This is a genomic window from Hyphomonas sp., from assembly GCF_040882205.1.
GTDB lineage: Bacteria > Pseudomonadota > Alphaproteobacteria > Caulobacterales > Hyphomonadaceae > Hyphomonas.
The window spans coordinates 1-15,538 of record NZ_JBBEBT010000272.1 but is presented as its reverse complement, the minus strand read 5'-3'; the positions used below and the strand labels follow the sequence as shown (position 1 = coordinate 15,538).

The 15,538-nt window shown below is 64.2% G+C and carries 12 protein-coding genes and 1 pseudogene; 6 read left to right on the top strand and 7 right to left on the bottom strand.

The features are described from left to right. Nucleotides 1-279, top strand: a pseudogene (locus WEA77_RS11595) (photosynthetic reaction center subunit L); the annotation flags it as partial. 12 nt (nt 280-291) lie between these two features. After that, nucleotides 292-1,215 (top strand): photosynthetic reaction center subunit M, encoded by a 924-nt coding sequence (pufM, locus tag WEA77_RS11590; RefSeq protein ID WP_368068043.1) that lies wholly within the window; start codon nt 292-294, stop codon nt 1,213-1,215. Between the two features lie 329 nt (nt 1,216-1,544). Here pufM and WEA77_RS11585 read toward each other — a convergent pair whose 3' ends face one another. The 7 genes from WEA77_RS11585 to WEA77_RS11555 form a co-directional block, all read right to left on the bottom strand. Continuing rightward, nucleotides 1,545-1,811: a hypothetical protein gene (locus WEA77_RS11585; RefSeq protein WP_368068042.1), complete on the bottom strand. Its 267-nt coding sequence runs from the start codon at nt 1,809-1,811 to the stop codon at nt 1,545-1,547. Nucleotides 1,812-1,836: 25 nt separating this feature from the next. Further along, a complete protein-coding gene (locus WEA77_RS11580; protein ID WP_368068041.1) occupies nt 1,837-2,313 on the bottom strand; it encodes a TspO/MBR family protein in 477 nt (158 codons plus the stop codon). Next, a complete protein-coding gene (locus WEA77_RS11575) occupies nt 2,310-3,524 on the bottom strand; it encodes a geranylgeranyl diphosphate reductase (RefSeq protein ID WP_368068040.1) in 1,215 nt (404 codons plus the stop codon). The genes WEA77_RS11580 and WEA77_RS11575 overlap by 4 nt, the downstream gene beginning before the upstream one ends. Next, nucleotides 3,521-4,885, bottom strand: a complete 1,365-nt coding sequence (locus WEA77_RS11570; protein ID WP_368068039.1) for a BCD family MFS transporter — start codon at nt 4,883-4,885, stop codon at nt 3,521-3,523. Before WEA77_RS11570 ends, WEA77_RS11575 begins: the two co-directional genes overlap by 4 nt. Then, entirely contained in the window at nt 4,882-5,790 is a 909-nt protein-coding gene (chlG, locus tag WEA77_RS11565; RefSeq protein ID WP_368068038.1) for a chlorophyll synthase ChlG, read from the bottom strand. The genes WEA77_RS11570 and chlG overlap by 4 nt, the downstream gene beginning before the upstream one ends. 100 nt (nt 5,791-5,890) lie before the next feature. Further along, the gene (gene ppsR, locus WEA77_RS11560; protein WP_368068037.1) at nt 5,891-7,315 is read right to left on the bottom strand and encodes a transcriptional regulator PpsR; all 1,425 of its coding nucleotides are present in this window, start codon (nt 7,313-7,315) and stop codon (nt 5,891-5,893) included. 56 nt (nt 7,316-7,371) lie between these two features. Further along, the gene (locus WEA77_RS11555) at nt 7,372-8,286 is read right to left on the bottom strand and encodes a B12-binding domain-containing protein (RefSeq protein WP_368068036.1); all 915 of its coding nucleotides are present in this window, start codon (nt 8,284-8,286) and stop codon (nt 7,372-7,374) included. Between the two features lie 419 nt (nt 8,287-8,705). Here WEA77_RS11555 and bchF point away from each other — a divergent pair, with 419 nt between their 5' ends. The 4 genes from bchF to WEA77_RS11535 all read left to right on the top strand — a co-directional run. Then, nucleotides 8,706-9,206: a 2-vinyl bacteriochlorophyllide hydratase gene (gene bchF, locus WEA77_RS11550; RefSeq protein WP_368068035.1), complete on the top strand. Its 501-nt coding sequence runs from the start codon at nt 8,706-8,708 to the stop codon at nt 9,204-9,206. Then, nucleotides 9,203-10,486, top strand: a complete 1,284-nt coding sequence (locus WEA77_RS11545; RefSeq protein WP_368068034.1) for a ferredoxin:protochlorophyllide reductase (ATP-dependent) subunit N — start codon at nt 9,203-9,205, stop codon at nt 10,484-10,486. Before bchF ends, WEA77_RS11545 begins: the two co-directional genes overlap by 4 nt. Beyond that, a complete protein-coding gene (gene bchB / locus WEA77_RS11540; RefSeq protein ID WP_368068033.1) occupies nt 10,486-12,024 on the top strand; it encodes a ferredoxin:protochlorophyllide reductase (ATP-dependent) subunit B in 1,539 nt (512 codons plus the stop codon). Before WEA77_RS11545 ends, bchB begins: the two co-directional genes overlap by 1 nt. Continuing rightward, nucleotides 12,014-15,538: magnesium chelatase subunit H (locus WEA77_RS11535; RefSeq protein ID WP_368068032.1), on the top strand; the 3,525-nt coding region annotated here is incomplete at its 3' end. The genes bchB and WEA77_RS11535, both read left to right, overlap by 11 nt.

Genomic DNA, 15,538 nt, shown 5'->3' with positions numbered 1-15,538 from the left:
ACGACGCTCGCGCTTTCCATGCATGGCGGCCTGGTCCTTTCGGCGGTCAATCCCGGCCGCGGCAAGACGGTGAAGACGCCGGAACACGAGAACGCTTTCTTCCGGGATTTCATCGGCTACTCGATCGGCACGCTCGGCATCCACCGGCTCGGCCTCTTCCTCGCCCTCTCGGCCGGGATCTGGAGCGCCATCTGCATCGTTATCTCCGGCCCGCTCTATGAAGGCTCTTGGATCGACTGGTGGGATGGCTGGAAAAACCTCGCCATCTGGCGCGTGTAGGAGGATCAGACCATGGCTGATTACCAGAATATCTTCACCCAGGTTCAGGTCCGCGGCCACACCGATTTCGGTGTGGCGCAGGGGGCAGGCGACGAAGACCGCCTCAAGCTGACCTCCACGAGCCACCTCTTCGGCCGCATCGGCGATGCCCAGATCGGGCCCGTCTATCTCGGCTGGTCCGGCGTTGCCTCGCTGATCTGCGGCTTCATCGCCATCGAGATCATCGGCCTGAACATGTGGGCCAGCGTCGGCTGGGATCCCATCAGGTTCTTCGGCCAGCTTCCCTGGCTGTCGCTGGATGCTCCGCTCCCGGAGCATGGACTCAAGCTCTTCATGCCCTTGCATGAAGGTGGCTGGTGGCTGATGGCGGGCATGTTCCTGACGGCCTCGATCCTGCTCTGGTGGGTGCGTTCGTACCGCCGCGCGGTCCAGCTCGGCATGGGCACGCATGTCGCCTGGGCCTTCGCTGCCGCCATCTGGCTCTACCTCGTCCTCGGCTTGATCCGCCCCGTGATGATGGGCAGCTGGAACGAGGCGGTGCCGTTCGGTATCTTCTCTCACCTCGACTGGACGAACAATCTCTCGCTCGTCTACGGAAATTTCTTCTACAACCCCTTCCACATGCTCTCGATTGTCTTCCTCTACGGGTCGGCCCTCCTGTTCGCGATGCACGGTGCGACGATCCTTGCGGTCGGTCGTTACGGCGGCGAGCGCGAGATCGAGCAGATCACGGACCGCGGCACGGCCTCCGAACGCGCCGCTCTCTTCTGGCGCTGGACCATGGGCTTCAATGCCTCGATGGAATCAATCCACCGCTGGGCCTGGTGGTTCGCCATCCTCTGCCCGATCACCGGCGGCATCGGTGTTCTCCTGACCGGTACGGTCGTGGACAACTGGTTCCTCTGGGGCGCGGACAACGGCTTCGCCCGCTACTGAGGCAGCGCAAGGGCAGGGCGGGACACGGCTCCCGCGCTGCCCGGAAAAGTCAGCTGGTGCCTTCCAGCGACCAAGGCCGGCCCCGGATCATCCGGGTCCGGCCTTATTTGCTGGAGCCGCCGACATAGGCAAAGGCAATCCCTTACGCCTGTATCCGAGCTCCAGACCCCGCCCCTCCTCCTTATCATCCCGGCTTTCGAAAGCGGGTAGCTCGTGAGGCTCATACTCACCGGGATCTCCGCCTTGACGGGGATCAGCGCAACAGAAAGCAGAGAAATCCCTTAACCGGCCGCTCCCTCAGCGCGCGCCCGGCCTTTGCGTGCTGCGCGTTACTTCCGCACCAGCCGCCATGCCGTCCACAGGCACGCCAGATGCGTCAGCAGGCTGACCATCAGTATGCCGGCGATCAGCGGATGGCCGGCGCCTGATACCGCAAACCTCACCGCAGCCATCAGTAGCGCGCCGGAGACGAGGAACCACAGGACGGGCACGGCCCAGGGCCTGTGCCCATTGCGGACCAGGAGATAGGTGACCAGCACGAACTCGCCAGCAACACCGAGCAGCACGAGATCGAACATCCAGGGTGCAAGGGTCATCTTCGCTCCTGCCGCAACAGTCTGCTCAGCCGAACGGGCCGTTCAGCGCTGCCACCTCGTAGTTCAGGTAGGCTGCAAACGACACCCAGCCGAGATAGGGCAACATCAACAGGCTCGCGGTCCGCGAGAAGCGCGCGAGGAAGACCGCGATCACCGCGACTGAGATCCACAAGGTCGCCACTTCTGCCAGCGCCCAGTCTGGCCGGCGCAGCGTGAAGAAGACTGCGCTCCAGGCAATGTTCAGCACCGCGTTAATAAAGAAGAAGATCACCAGCAGCGACCGGTCGCGCTGCGTCTTCGCGTCCCGCCAGCCGAACGTTGCCGCCAGCGCCGCGAGCGCAAAGATGATCGTCCAGCCGGGTGCGAAGGCCCAGTCCGGCGGGTTCAGTGCGGATTTGTCGAGCGCGCGGTACCAGGCATCGATGCGTGTCATCGCGCCGCCGGCAATCGCGGTCGCCAGCGCGGCGCCCGCCGCAATAAACAGCGGGCGGCGCGGGATCACGTCTGTTTCGGCCGGGCAGGGGCGAGGCCGAGCAGATGCGCGGTGTCCTTCACGAAGATTTTCAGGTGCGCCATGTGGTCCGGCTTGCCGAGCCGCTTATTGAGATAGGCGTCCCAGGTCAGGCGCTGGACATCCTTGTCATTGCACATGGCAACAAAGCCTTCGCGCCGCTTATCCGAGCGGTACCAGAAATGCTGCATGATGCCGAGGATCATGAACACCTGACCATGCGCCTTCATGTAGCGCTTGCGCGTCGCGGCCAGTGCGCGCGCGTCTCCGGTTTCGATCAGCTCACGGATGGCCGTGGCCGCCTCGCGCCCGCCCAGCATGGCATAGTAGATACCCTCGCCCGAAGCCGGGGCTACAACGCCCGCCGCGTCACCGGCGAGCAGAACATCGCGGCCGTTGTCCCAGCGCTTCAAAGGCTTCAACGGAATCGGCGCGCCTTCCTTGCGCACGAGAGCGGCATCATCGAGCCCGATATCCTTGCGCAGCGTGCGGATCGCATCGCGCAGCGAGAAGCCCTTGTTGGCGCTGCCGACGCCGACGCTGGTCGTCTCGCCGTGCGGGAATACCCAGGCATAGAAGTCCGGCGAGAGGCGGCCCTGATAGTAGATGTCGCAGCGCGCCGGATCGAAGCCTTCTGTCGGCTCGGGCGACTTGATGATCTCGTGATAGGCGAACACGCATTTTGTCTCGCCGCCGCCGGGAATGGCTTCAGCGGCCACGCGGGACCGCGCGCCGTCCGCGCCGATGATCGTGCGGGTACGGATCCTGATCGTCTCCGAGCTGTCATCCTTCGGCGTGTAGGCCACGACCGGCGTGCCATCGGCCTCGCGCTCGATATGGGTAAAGCTTCCGGCGCGGCGTTCACATCCCGCCTTTGCGGCGCGGGCGCGCAGCCATTCGTCGAAGTGCTCGCGGTCGACCATGCCGACGGCGCCGCCCTCGACCGGCATGTCCACGACGCGCCCCGAGGGCGCAATCATCCGCGCGGCCCGCGCGCGCGCCACAATGATGCTTTCGGGTATGTCGAAGTCCTCGATCAGGCGCGGCGGGATGGCGCCGCCGCAGGGTTTGATGCGGCCGGCCTTGTCGAGCAGCAGGACGCGGGCCCCCGTCTTCGCAAGATCGTGCGCAGCGGTTGCGCCGGCAGGGCCTCCGCCAACGATCACGCAGTCATAGAGTTCATCAGTGGGGTGAGGGGTCATGGCACTTCTCCGGATCGGACAGCGAGGAATTCGTGGCTGGGCAGAGCGGGCAGGCGCTGCGAATCAACGGCGGTCTCGCCGACACGCAGGGCGAGCGCTGCGGCGACAAGGAAGGTCAGACCCTCCGCCGCGAACACGAGGGCAAAGGCCGGCGCAGGGGTATCGGTGAAGGCGCGCGCGATATCGACCGCGGCCGCGCCGAGGAAACCACCAAGGCCGAAAGCAATCGCCTGCGCGGCGCCCCATAGCCCCATCCGTGTTCCTTCGCGCTGTTTCGCGCCGGCGCTTGCCAGCGTCATCATAGAGCCGATGGCCGCGACGGCGAAGGCGCCATTGGCAACGCCGAGGGCAATCACGTTCGGGACCAGCGGCCAGTCTGCGCCCATCGCATGCGTGCCGAGGCCGAGGGCGAGAAGCGCGGCGGCCGATGCGATGCAGCCGCCGACAGTCCAGGCCCGCATGAACCCGGCGCGGGATTTTCCGATCACGGTGCCGGCGACAGCCGTCAGGATCATCCCGGCGAGCGTTCCGATGTTCTGTACGCCCGCAAGCTGCGTCGAGCTTCCGGCATCATAGCCGTGCACGAGACCGGCGAAGGGCTCTAAAATCAGGTCCTGCGCGCTGTAGGCCAGCATCGAGACGAAGACGAAAACGGTGAACCGCCGCGCCTGCGGATCTGCCCATGTTTCGCGCAGCGCGGCGCGGAAGCTGGTCTCGGCGCTTGTGGCCTGTGCACGAACGGGCTGCGCCAGCGCCCCGGCCTCGAGGCCGCGTAGGGCGAGGAAGGTTACGGCCAGCGCAATTGCGGAGACGACGGACGTGACAAGGATCAGCCGTTCGAAACTGAAGGGTTTCAGGAAGCCGCCGCCGATGCCGGCAGTCAGCACGAAGCCCATGATCATCATGATCCAGACGATCGCCGCGGCGGCGGCCTTGCGCGAAGGCTCGGTGCGGATCGCGAGCAGCGCCAGAAGGTTCGTGCCCGCCGCGCCGACGCCCGCGCCGATCAGGGCATAGGCGAGAACCGAGAGAAGAAATCCGCCCCAGAAATTTGAAGGAATCAGCGAGGCGGCAAAGGCGGCGCTGATGGCGCCGAGGGCCAGCACAGCCATGCCGCCCATGATCCAGGGCGCGCGGCGCCCGCCTGTGTCGGCGCCATAACCCCAGCGGGGGCGCGACATCTGCACGGCATAGTGCCAGCCGACGAGGAGGCCGGGTATCGCAGCAGCGAGGCCAAGCTCGACGACCATCACGCGGTTCAGTGTCGAGGTCATCAGGATGACGATGGCGCCCAGCGAAGTCTGCACCAGGCCGAGGCGGATGATCCCGAGCCATCCGAAAGAGGCAGATGCGGCGCTCATCCAGCGGACCAGGGCGCAACGGCAAAGGCGCTGACCAGCATGCCGAGCACATAAAGGAGAACGCCGAAAGCGGAGTACCAGATCGCCTTGCCGCGCGGATCTGCGAGCAGCGTGCGCATCAGCCAGACCTGCGCGCCGAGCAGGCCGAGAATGATTGCGGCATGCGCCGGGCGGCCAATACTGATCAGCAGAAGGATGACGGCCATCTGAGGCACGGCCATCACCACGCAGGCAAGGCGCGCCGCACGGTCCGGGCCGAGCTGCACGGGCAGGGAGCGCACGCCCATCTTCGTGTCGCCATCGATCGATTTGAAATCGTTGAGCGTCATGATGCCGTGCGCGCCGATGGAATAGAGCAGTGCGAGAATCAGGATCAGCGGATGGGGCAGGGCGCCGAGCATGACGGCGGCGCCGGTGAACCAGGAAATGCCTTCATAGGAGATACCGACGGCGCCATTGCCCCACCAGCCGTTGAGTTTCAGGCGCAGCGGCGGCGCGCTGTAGGCCCAGGCGAAGAAGACGGCGAAGATGGTTCCGACGAAGGCCCAGGTGCCGAGCGCGTAACCGAGCGCGAGCGAAAGCGCGGACCAGAGGATCGCCAGATAGAGCCCCCACTGGCCCGGAATGCGCCCGGAAGGGATCGGCCGGTTTGGCTCGTTGATCGCGTCGACATGGCGGTCATACCAATCGTTCACCGCCTGGCTGGAGGCACACACCATGGGGCCGGCGAGCAGCATGCCGCCGAGAAGGAGATGAAGGTTAGGCAGCAGTGGCTGACCGCTGGAAACAGCGCCGCACATATAGGCCCACATCGCGGCAAACCAGGTGACCGGTTTGAACAGCTCAAGCACTGCCGCTGGCTGAGGCAGCCGGCGGGATGGAGCTGACAACGGCGCTTCGGTCATGAATTGAGGCTAAGGTTGACGCTTCCGAGTGTCAACACAGAGTGACGTTTTTTCGCCTGCCTGCGCAGGTGATTCGTGGGCGGACGATGGGGGTGGTCGCTCAGTTCTTGTCTTCGATTCCGAAGCGCTTGAGCTTGGAATAGAGACCCTGCCGGCTGAGCCCGAGAATCTCTGCGGCTGAGGCGCGGTTGTCATCCGTCAGCTTCAGCGCGGCCTCGATGCAGAGGCGTTCGATAAGCGAAGTGGAATCGCGGACGATATCCTTCAGCGGCATGCGCCCGACGAGGTTGGTCAGATGGTCGACCGAGCGCGGCAGCTCTTCGCCGGGCGGCGGGCCGGAAGGCAGGCGGCGCGAGACGATGCGCACCGAGAAGGCATAATAGGTTAAGCGGCCCGCGCCGGTCGACACGGCAGAGACTTCGACCTGCTCTTCGGTGTTGAACCGGTCGCGCAGGACGGTCGCGAAGTTGCGGGCGTTGCCATTATTCTTCAGCGTCGAGACAAGGACATTGAGATCTGTCGTCGAGCGGCCGAGATATTTCGAGAGACGCGCACCGGTCGCCTGCTCTTCCTCGCTGAGATGGGCCATTTCTAGGAAAGCCTGGTTGGCGGCGAGGATGCGCAGCTCGTCGTCGGTGACGACGAAAGCATCGGGCAGCGCCTCGAGCGTGCGCAGCAGCTGGTCGCGGGTGGTCTCGCCAGCTTTTGAGGCGGTTGCCTCGCCGACAAATTTGACGACGAGGCGGGCATCTCCGCCTTGTCCGAACACGGAGGCCGAGAGCGAAACCTTCTTCCCGCTGGCAAGTTCGATTTTCTCTGCCGCCGCATTACCGGTCGCGAGGGCCTTGGCTGACATCCGCTCTACCGCACGCACGGCGCGGGCGGAAAACAGCGAGGGGAAATCTTCGTTGGCAAGGTCGTGCGTGTCATGGCCGAGCAGTGCGCCAGCGGCGCGGTTGGCCGATTCGATGATGAGGTCATCCGCCGTGACGATCAGGATCGGCTCGGCGACGGCCTCGAACACCATCTTGTAGCGGGCTTCGGCCTTGCGCAGGCGCGCATAGTCGCGCTCGATCTCCTGCTGGGCCTTGACCAGTTTCTGCTGCAGTTCGGCGATATCCCGCAGGTCGCGGCCGAGGGCGATCACCGGGCCTCGGCCCATTGCGCGCACGAGGCGGTAGGCAACGGGGATGTCCCTCAAACCGCCGGAAGGGTGGTTGACCTGGCGCGGCCGGCTGGCCGACTTGCCATCGACGCTTTTCAGCAGCGCCTCGATCTTGGTATGGCTGTCGATCGACACCGTATCGATCCAGCGCCGGCCAATCCAGTTGGCTGCAAATCCGGTCTTTCTGAGCTCTTCCGAAGCGATGGCAACGTCCCGGACCACGCCGTCATCGAGGATGAGCGCAATATCGGCGGCCTGTTCCAGCAGGATGGCTACGGTTTGCGCGTCCAAACCTGAAAGATGAGAGTTCGCATCGCTGAACGAGGATTTAGACGGCGAGGCGTGCGACGAAGCATCCATAATCGTTCCAAAAAGACTGTGGGAGCTCCCCTTGAGCGCCCCTAGCAGTCTCGGTTTCACATTGCCAATAGTTTCCTCGCAAGCTCGGGCGCGTCCAAACCGCGCCCTGCTATGCCATCTGCGCCGATTTCACGCGCAATATGGGGCGAATGTTCGAAAAGGGGGCCGCCGACCAGCAGCTTGACGGAGGGGTTGCGGGAGGTCCTCCGGAGGGTCTTTATGAGGCCCGGGAGGTCGCGGACGACGCCGTCATGGGAGGCCGAGATGCCGGCGATGTCGAACCGTTGATTCGCGAGATGTTGGCAGATCAGGGCCGGGTCCCCGGAGGTTTCCGAGAAGACGGTCCATTCATGCTGGCGGAAAAGCTCGGACGCGACCAGGACGCCGAAGACGTGCTGCTCGCCCGGGGCGCTGGCGATCAGGATGCTGGGCGATCCGTTCTTGCCGATATCGGCCGGGGCATCCGGCTGGCCGGTGAGATTGTGGACAATCTGGTGCAGGCGGCAGACGCCGACGGTGACTTCCACGAAACTGATCTGGTCCTCGTTCCACATCTCGCCAAGCTCGCGCGCCGAGGAAGCGAACAGCTCGATCATCAGGGTCGGCAGTTCGTGCCCGCGTCCGATCTGCGCTTCGGCGAGACGGCCGGCGCTTTGCTCGTCATCCGAGAGGAGCGCGTCCAGAAATTCCTTGCGTTCGGCGGCGTTGAAGGCCGTGCCGCGCAATTCGAGACCGGTGCTGGCCGCGACCGGAGCGGCCGGCATGCGGCTGGCGATCATCAGGCGCGGAATGATTTCCGATTGCAGCGCGGCAAACAGTTCGGGCTCGTCGGAGGGGAGGGCTTTTGCTGCGGGTTCAACGCCGAGTTGTCGCCAAAGACCGACGAGAAGTGGGATAGGACGGAAGAGAAAATCTGCCCCGCCTCCACCCGCTTCGATTGTGCGGAAGCTTCTTTGCTGATCGAGCGCCATCACTTTCTCCCTGCGGGTTCGGGCCTGTTCACACGCAAGCGTTGTGCGCGGTGAGGCCCGGCCCTCGTTGGACTTTCCTTATTCGCACTGCGATGCCTGCACCGCAGCAAATCCAATCCGGGACGATTCATCCGCGAACGGATGATCTCCGGGGCCGGACCTGAATGGGAGGCGTCAGGCTCGGCATTTTCGAACGACCCGGCACGGTTCACGATCTTGCGAACGTGCAGGCGCGTTTCAGTTCGATTGAGAAATAACATGGAAGATTTTCTGAATCCATCCTGCAATCGGCGACGAGGTGAAAGTCGCTCCAAACACGTCATGTGTCAACACAAATAGACGTAAACTTGGATTGACATATTGGCTTCGGGAGGTATCGTCTGGTCAACAGAAGAAAGGGGGGCGGAAGGGTGAAGGGCATGAACAACCAACCCGTCACCGCCAACCGGAGGAAGCCGCTGTACACTGCAGAGCAACGCGCGCGCCGTGACGCATCACGCTGGACACTCGCCCAGGCCGTCCTTGCGCCGCTGCAGTTTTTTGTCTTCGCGGTGAGCCTGTTTCTGGTGGTGCGTTATCTGCTGACCGGCAATGGCCTCGACATCGCCACCGCTTCCATCGTCCTCAAGACTTTCATCCTTTACGCCATCATGATCACCGGCGCGATCTGGGAGAAGGACGTCTTCGGAAAGTATCTCTTCGCCGATGCCTTCTTCTGGGAAGATGCCGTTTCGATGATCGTGATTGCTTTGCATACGGCCTATCTTGTCATGCTGCTCGGCAATATCGGATCGCCCGTTGCGCAAATCACTGTCGCGCTGGCAGGATACGCCGCTTACGTGATCAACGCTGTGCAGTTCCTCTGGAAGTTGCGCCTGGCCCGGCTCGAGCCGATTGGCGCGCAAGGAGTTGCCGCATGACGCAGCTGATCCCGCCGCTGACGGACAGGGCCTGCGCCGCGCCTGCCGTGCGGACTGTGCTGCGCGAGCGGGGGCAGCGCGAAGTGTTCTGCGGGCTGACCTCCATCATGTGGCTGCACCGCAAGATGCAGGACGCCTTCTTTCTGATCGTCGGATCGCGCACCTGCGCGCACCTGATGCAATCGGCAGCCGGCGTGATGATCTTTGCCGAGCCTCGTTTTGCAACCGCGATCATTGAAGAGCGTGACCTTGCTGGCATGGCCGACATTAATGAAGAGCTGAACAAGACGGTTTCGCGCCTGCTGGAGCGCCGGCCAGAAATCAAGTTGCTCTTCCTGGTCGGTTCATGCCCGTCTGAAGTGATCAAGCTGGACCTTGGCCGCGCCGCCGAGCGGCTGTCGATGACTTATTCGCCGCGTGTGCGCATCCTGAATTATTCCGGCAGCGGCATCGAGACGACTTTCACGCAAGGCGAAGATGCCTGCCTGACGGCGATGGTGCCGGAGCTGCCGGCTACCGACGCCGCAGAGTTGGTGGTGGTCGGCGCGCTGGCGGATGTGGTCGAGGATCAGTTCGAGCGCATTTTCGAGGCGCTGGGGATCGGTCCGGTGCATTTCCTGCCGAGCCGCAGGGCCGGGCATCTGCCGCCCGTCGGCCCGAACACGAAATTCCTGCTCGCCCAGCCCTGGCTGCGCGATACAGCCCGCACGCTTGAGGCGCGCGGCGCCGTGCACCTGCCGGCGCTGTTCCCGCTTGGCGCGGAAGGCACGACCGCCTGGCTGAAAGCCGCCGCCGATGCGTTTGGTGTGACCGCCGAGCGGTTCCATGCGGTGACCGAGATGCCGCGTGCCCGCGCCACCCGCGCGCTCGCACGATATAGTGACACACTGGCCGGCAAGTCGCTGTTCTGCTTCCCCGATTCGCAGCTGGAACTGCCGCTGGCGCGGTTCCTGTCGCGCGAGCTTGGCATGACGCTGGAAGAGGTCGGCACGCCTTACCTGCACGGCGTCCACATGGCGCAGGAGCTGGCGCTGCTGCCGGCGGATGTGCGCATCAGCGAAGGCCAGGACGTCGACCTGCAGCTCGACCGCTGCCGCGATGCGCGCCCCGACATCACCCTGTGCGGGCTTGGCCTTGCCAATCCGCTCGAGCAGGAAGGGCTGACGACCAAATGGTCGATCGAGCTCGTCTTCACCCCCATTCAGGGATACGAACAGTGCGGCGACCTCGCCGAGCTGTTTGCGCGCCCGCTTATCCGGCGCACGAGGCTCGCGGTCTGATGCAATTGACAGTCTGGACATATGAGGGGCCCCCGCACATCGGCGCGATGAGGATCGCAACGGCGATGGAAGGCCTGCACTATGTGCTGCATGCGCCGCAGGGCGATACCTATGCGGACCTTCTGTTCACGATGATCGAACGGCGCGCCAAGCGTCCGCCGGTGACCTACACGACATTCGAAGCGCGGGATCTGGGTTCGGACACAGCCGAGATTTTCAAGAGTGCCGCGCTGGGTGCATATGAGCGTTTCCGGCCGCAGGCGATGATCGTTGGCGCGTCCTGCACGGCCGAACTGATCCAGGACGATCCGGGGGGCCTGACCAAGGCGCTGGGTCTGCCCATCCCGGTGATCGCCCTTGATCTGCCGTCCTATTCCAAGAAGGAAAACTGGGGCGCCTCCGAAACCTTCTACCGCCTCGTGCGGGGCCTTGCGGCGCCGCAGCCGAAGCGCGCGCCGACACGGCTCACGCGCCCGGTGTGTAATGTCCTCGGGCCGACGGCGCTGGGCTTCCGCCACCGCGACGATGTGCGCGAAATCACGGGCCTCCTGTTCCAGCTCGGCATCGACGTGAACGTCATCGCACCGCTCGGTGCAACCCCGGAAGACCTGACGCGTCTGCCAGCGGCGGACTTCAACGTGTCGCTCTATCCCGAGATTGCGGATGTTGCGGCGCGCTATCTCGAGAAGGAATTCGGCCAGCCGTATACGAAGACCATTCCGATCGGCGTCGGCGCGACGAATGATTTCATTGTCGAAGTCTGCGGCCTTGCCGGGATCGAAGTGCCGGATCTTTCGGCCTTCGCGAGCAATATGCCCTGGTGGTCGCGTTCGGTGGACTCCAATTACCTCACCGGTAAACGCGTCTTCATCTTCGGGGATGGCACGCATGCGCTCGCCGCCGCCCGTGTTGCGGCCGACGAGTTGGCTTTCACCGTTGTCGGCCTTGGCTGTTACAACCGCGAGTTTGCGCGCCCCGTCCGCGAGGCCGCTGCCGAACTCGGGATCGAGGCGCTGATCACTGAGGACTATCTCGAAGTTGAAGCCGCTATCGCCCGGCTGCAGCCGGAGCTGATTCTCGGCACGCAGATGGAGCGGCATATTGCGAAACGCCTCGGCATTCCGTGCGCGGTCATTTCCGCGCCGGTGCATGTTCAGGACTTCCCGGCGCGCTATGCCCCGCAGATGGGCTTTGAAGGCGCCAACGTGCTCTTCGACACGTGGGTGCATCCGCTGATCATGGGCCTGGAAGAGCATCTGCTCGGCATGTTCCGCGAGGATTTCGAATTCAATGACGAGGCCGGCGCCTCGCATCTCGGTGGCCACGGCGCGGCGGAAAAAGTTGCCGACACTGTCCCGGCCGGGGAAGGGGCGGGCATCGTCCACTGGGCGCCGGAGGCCGAAAACGAGCTGAAAAAGATCCCCTTTTTCGTGCGCGGCAAGGCGAAGCGCAATACCGAAGCCTTCGCCCGCGACAAGCAACTCGAGACAATCACCCTCGAGACGCTCTATGACGCAAAGGCGAGCTATGGCCGTTAAGCGCGCAATTCTCGTCGACAAGACGCCGATCAAGGTCGTGATTCTGTCGCTCGATTCGCATCTCGGCACCGCCATCCACGCGGCCGAATCCGAACTTCGCCGGACCCATCCGGGCCTGTCTCTGGCATTTCATCCGGCCTCAGAATTTGACCGCCAGCCCAAGGCACTCGCCCGCGCTATCGAGGATATCGGCAAGGCGGATTTCATCTTGGCCTCGATGCTGTTCATCGAGGACCACATCAAGGCTGTTCTGCCGGCGCTTCAGGCGCGGCGCGACGCCTGCGACGCGATGGTCGGTGCAATGTCGGCCTCGGAAGTCGTGCAGCTGACCCGGCTTGACCGGTTTGACATGTCCAGGCCCGCAAGTGGCCCCATCGCGCTGATGAAGCGCCTGCGCGGCGGCGCCGGCGACAAGGCCAAATCCGGCGAGCAGCAGATGAAGACGCTGCGCCGCCTGCCGAAGATCCTGCGCTTCATCCCGGGAATGGCCCAGGATGTGCGCGCCTATTTTGTGACGATGCAATACCTGCTGGCGGGTTCGGAAAAGAACATCGCCAATGCCGTGCGTTTCATGGTCGACCGGTATGCGAGCGGCGAGCGCGCCCACCTGCGCGGCAAGATGAATCCCCTTCCGCCGGAAGAGTATCCGGAGACGGGGCTCTATCATCCGCAGATGAAGCCGACCGTTGCCGAACGCCTCGACGCGCTGCCGAAATCTGCTGGCGATCGCCCGACCGTCGGCCTGCTCGTGCTGCGCTCCTACATCACGTCCGGCGATGCCGGCCATTATGACGGCGTCATCGCCGCCCTAGAGGCGCGCGGTCTGCGCGTCATCCCAGCCTTTGCCAGCGGCCTTGATGCCCGTTCAGCGATCCGCCGCTTCTTCATGCGTGGAGAGACGCCCACGATCGACGCCCTTGTTTCCCTGACCGGCTTCTCGCTCGTCGGCGGCCCTGCCTTCAATGATGCTGAAGGCGCCGTCGAGATGCTGAAGGCCCTCGATATTCCCTATGTCTGCGCGCTTGCATCGGAGTTCCAGTCCCTGTCGGACTGGGGCGCGAATGCGCGCGGACTGACGCCGATCGAGACGACCATCATGGTCGCTCTTCCAGAACTGGACGGCGCGACGGGATCCATTGTCATCGGCGGGCGCGCCGACCATGGCACGACGTGTACCGGATGCGCCCGCCGTTGCACATTCGCCGATGACAACAGACGCATGCAGGTCTGCCCTGAGCGGGCCGAGCAACTCGCCGCACGTGTCGACAAGCTGGTCAGGTTGAAGCGCTCCGCGCGCGCCAACCGCAAGCTTGCGATCACGCTGTTCAACTTTCCCCCCAACTCCGGCAGCGTTGGCACCGCCGCTTACCTGTCGGTCTTTGAGTCGCTTTTCAATTTCCTGCAGCGCCTTGAAGCCGAAGGTTACGGCGTCAAGGTTCCGGCTTCGGTCGATGACCTCAAGGACATGCTGCTCGAAGGCAACAAGGAGCGCTACGGCACTGAAGCCAACGTCGTTGCCGAAGTGCCCGTGCCGGACCATGTCCGCCGCGAACGCCGCCTGAAGGAAATCGAAGCGGCCTGGGGCCCGGCGCCTGGACGTGTGCTGACGGATGGCCGCTCGATCTTCGTGCTCGGTGCCCGGTTTGGCAACGTGGTGGTCGGGTTGCAGCCGGGCTTCGGCTATGAAGGCGATCCGATGCGCCTGCTCTTTGAGAAGGGCTTTGCGCCAACCCACGCGTTCTCGGCCTACTATACCTACCTGCGCGAAGCCTTCGCCGCCGATGCCGTCGTGCATTTCGGCACGCATGGCGCGCTGGAATTCATGCCGGGCAAACAGTCTGGCCTGTCCGGCGATTGCTGGTCGGATTACCTGATCGGCGACCTGCCGAACATTTATTTCTACGCGGCCAACAACCCCTCCGAAGCGACGATTGCCAAGCGCCGCGGCAATGCGACCATCGTCAGCTACCTGACGCCGCCCGTCACCGAAGCGGGCCTCTACCGCGGCCTGTCGGATCTCTCAGCCACCATCGCCCGCTGGCGCGGCCTTGCGCCGGACGCTGACGCCGAGCGCGCCGATCTTGAAGACCTGATCGTCATCCAGGCCGGTGAGCTGGACATCCTGCCCGCCGCCTCGTTTGATCGTCCGCGCGACCGGATCGAAGCGATCCGTGCGAAACTTTCCGAAGTCGAGACCTCGCTGATCCCGAACGGCCTGCACATCGCCGGTAAAGGCCTCGGCCCGGAAGATCGCCGGGAGATGATTGCCCTGATGCCCCCGGCGCAAGGCCAGGACATGCTGCCAGCTGCGGCGTTCGACGCCATCATTGCGGGCGGCGCGCCGGCCGACATTGTCCGTACCCTGAAACTTGAAAGCCGGGCCGAAGAGATCGCGGTCCTCGTCAGGACCAACGCGCTGCTCGGCGAAGACCATGAAATGGCGGCGCTGATCCATGCACTGGACGCGGGCTACACGCCGCCGGTGCCGGGCGGGGACCTGATCCGCACGCCGGAGATCCTGCCCTCGGGCCGCAATATCCACGGCTTCGATCCATTCCGCCTGCCGAGCGCGTTCGCCGTCGCCGATGGCCGCCGCCAGGCCGACCGCCTGCTCGCCCGCCACAAGCAGGACACTGGCCGTCATCCTGAGACGATGGCGATCATCCTCTGGGGCACTGACAACCTGAAGAGCGAAGGCGCGCAGATCGCGCAGGCGATGGCGCTCCTCGGCGCAGTGCCGCGCTTTGACTCCTATGGCCGCCTCTCCGGCGCTGACCTGATCCCGCTGGACGTGCTCGGCCGCCCGCGCGTTGATGTGATGGTGACGCTGTCGGGCATCTTCCGCGACCTGCTGCCACTGCAGACGCGTATGCTGGCCGACGCCGCTTACGCGGCCGCGAACGCCGACGAACCGCATGACCTCAACTTTGCCCGCAAGCACGCCGTGCTGTGGATGTCCGAATCCGGCGCCGACATCGAGACTGCCGCCCTGCGCGTCTTCTCGAACGCCGACGGAGCTTATGGTGCAAACGTAAATTACCTTGTTAATTCCGGCACATGGGATGACGAGGACGAGCTCGGCGACGCCTATGCCACGCGCAAAAGCTTCGCCTACGGACGGGACGGCCGTCCCTCGGCCCAGCCCGCCCTGTTCGCCAATATCCTGTCGACCGTGGAACTTGCCTACCAGAACCTTGAATCGGTCGAGACCGGCCTGACCACGATCGACCATTATTTCGATACGCTGGGCGGCATCTCGCGCGCCGCCGCCAAGGCACGCGGCGAGCAGCCGGCGGTCTATATCGGCGACCAGACGCGCGGCGACGGCATAGTCCGTACACTTGCCGAGCAGGTCGCGCTTGAAACCCGCACGCGGACGCTCAACCCGAAATGGTTCGAAGGCATGCTGCGCCACGGCTATGAAGGCGTGCGCCAGATCGAGGCGCAGGTCACCAACACGATGGGTTGGTCGGCGACGACCGGTCAGGTCCAGCCCTGGGTCTACCAGCAGATG

Coding starts and splice junctions, on each gene's coding strand:
- pufM (WP_368068043.1), top strand. CDS start 292: ATGGCTGATTACCAGAATATCTTCACCCAGGTTCAGGTCCGCGGCCAC.
- WEA77_RS11585 (WP_368068042.1), bottom strand. CDS start 1,811: ATGACCCTTGCACCCTGGATGTTCGATCTCGTGCTGCTCGGTGTTGCT.
- WEA77_RS11575 (WP_368068040.1), bottom strand. CDS start 3,524: ATGACCCCTCACCCCACTGATGAACTCTATGACTGCGTGATCGTTGGC.
- WEA77_RS11570 (WP_368068039.1), bottom strand. CDS start 4,885: ATGAGCGCCGCATCTGCCTCTTTCGGATGGCTCGGGATCATCCGCCTC.
- chlG (WP_368068038.1), bottom strand. CDS start 5,790: ATGACCGAAGCGCCGTTGTCAGCTCCATCCCGCCGGCTGCCTCAGCCA.
- ppsR (WP_368068037.1), bottom strand. CDS start 7,315: ATGGATGCTTCGTCGCACGCCTCGCCGTCTAAATCCTCGTTCAGCGAT.
- WEA77_RS11555 (WP_368068036.1), bottom strand. CDS start 8,286: ATGGCGCTCGATCAGCAAAGAAGCTTCCGCACAATCGAAGCGGGTGGA.
- bchF (WP_368068035.1), top strand. CDS start 8,706: ATGAACAACCAACCCGTCACCGCCAACCGGAGGAAGCCGCTGTACACT.
- WEA77_RS11545 (WP_368068034.1), top strand. CDS start 9,203: ATGACGCAGCTGATCCCGCCGCTGACGGACAGGGCCTGCGCCGCGCCT.
- bchB (WP_368068033.1), top strand. CDS start 10,486: ATGCAATTGACAGTCTGGACATATGAGGGGCCCCCGCACATCGGCGCG.